Annotated in this window: 2 protein-coding genes; both read left to right on the plus strand. The window is 52.5% G+C overall.

The window, feature by feature from the left end; translation table 11 throughout:
- Positions 1–476: 476 nt before the first annotated feature.
- A complete protein-coding gene (locus AACP44_RS09180) occupies positions 477–917 on the plus strand; it encodes a hypothetical protein (protein ID WP_339340228.1) in 441 nt (146 codons plus the stop codon).
- 117 nt (positions 918–1,034) lie between these two features.
- Positions 1,035–1,894 (plus strand): hypothetical protein (locus AACP44_RS09185; RefSeq protein WP_339340229.1); only part of this gene is annotated, 860 nt, incomplete at its 3' end.

A 1,894-nucleotide genomic window follows, 5' to 3' on the forward strand; every position in this document is an offset into this window, starting at 1 on the left:
TGTATGCGCTGCAAGTTCGTAAAACAACCTCCACGTCTCTAGGATTAAAAAGCCTTGAAGAAGAACTGCGTCAGAGGCATCATCCCGTCAGGAGTCCGTGTTTTTGCAGTTTCAACGGACTGGCAACCGATCCTCTCTGCGCTTGGCCAGTGTGGGGAGGCGCCTGACACTTTTTTAGATTGATTGATAGCTGACAATTATTCCCATGCCAGAAGAGATGGACTGCAAGGACGGGTTCTGCCAAATGCGCAAACCTTACAAAGAAGTCAAGGCAGGCGACATTCTTTTTGCACCAATTGAGGACGAGCTTCAACGCGAGGTCCCAAAGGAGTCTGAACAGGCCGAAGATTCAAAGATGCGTCAACGGTTTCTTCAATACTGCGACGATCATCCCTACGACGTTGAATGCAAGATCTACGACGTATAACTGATTGAATTGATTATCTAGACTGTCACCATACACAGGTGCCAGCGGAATGGCTGTCTTTAATAAACTCAACGGCTTCGTAGAGCATCTTGCTGAAGGTGTTCACGATCTTGGCAGTGATCAGCTAGTGCTCGCGCTCAGCAATGTTGCGCCAGGCTCTGAGAGCACGGCTCCCACTTCTTCAACCACCGCCTGCATTCTGGGCAACGTCACCCAAGTTTCCTACTCCAATCTCAGCTCCCGCAGCGTTACTACTTCGAGCGGCGCTCAGAGTTCAGGAACCTATCGATTGACGCTTGCCGATCTCACCCTCAGCGCGACTGGAACAGTGGGACCGTTCCGATACATCTACCTGTACAACGACACGCCCACAAGTCCCGCCGATCCGCTGATTGGTTATTTCGATTACGGAACTAACCTCACACTCAGCAACGGCGAAAGCCTGACGATTGATTTTGACCAAGCCTCTGGCGCTCTGACGCTGAGCTGATGACAACCCTGCTGAGGTAAAAAAATGAGCCTCACGGCTGGGGTTGGTTCTCTCTCTGTATCTGGCAATAACGCTCAACTCAATACCTCTCGCACAGCAGGGACTGGTTCCCTGTCTGTGTCAGGCAACGACATAGATTTCAGTTCCATTCGGAACTTAGAGGCCCAGCCAGGGCGAATAAAGGCTGGGTTTAATTTTCATTATCGCTACATCGATGGATATCCGACCTTTGTCGGTTCCAGTGCAGGCCTGACGTACACGGCGGCGATCCCGACGCACCAGGCCCACGACCTAATCGTTGTTTTTGCGCTTAACTCCAACAACAACACGATTCCTGTCGCTCCAACTGGCGAGGGCTGGACCAGTGCTCACTCATCGAGCAGTGCAGCCCCTCAACCAGCTGGCTGGCGCATCGGCTTCAAATACGCAAAAGGCAATAACGAAACAGTCGGCAATTGGTTCCCAGCCACCCGCATCGTCGTAGCTGTCTACCGAAACGCAAGAGCTCTGGTTGGAGCTGCGACTCAGGACGTTCGGACTTCAGCTGATTCAATCCATTATCCAGCCGCTGACCCTCTTGTTACCGGCACTGCTGGAACCAGGCTGTTGCGCCTTGGCGCAAGCTACGGCAGTGACAACTCTGGAAGCACGACTACAGGGCACACCACAAGAATCAGTACAGAGAGCCTTAGTAATTCAGGCGCGCCGAGTATCTCAATTAAGGACTTAGAGGTCCCGCCTGATACCTCTAACGCTTATCCCGCCATTAGCACCAGCGTTGGGGTTACCACCAAAACCATTGGTATCACGCTTGGTATCGGCTATGGCACGCCGCCGCTGACTGCAGAGACCGAGTCTTTTAGTACAACACTCAATGGTGACGCCCTAGCACGCACAGTTCTTCTTGGGAGTAAGGGCTATCGCGCTGAGCTTGGTCAGGTCTTTGTCACCTACGCAAGTCTCTTCAGTTGCAGCGC

It is taken from the genome of uncultured Oceanicoccus sp. (genome assembly GCF_963968385.1).
In the GTDB taxonomy this organism is placed as follows: domain Bacteria; phylum Pseudomonadota; class Gammaproteobacteria; order Pseudomonadales; family Dasaniaceae; genus Oceanicoccus.

What these genes read in the sequence shown, in the direction of transcription:
- AACP44_RS09180 (WP_339340228.1), top strand. Translation starts at nt 477, where the DNA reads ATGGCTGTCTTTAATAAACTCAACGGCTTCGTAGAGCATCTTGCTGAA.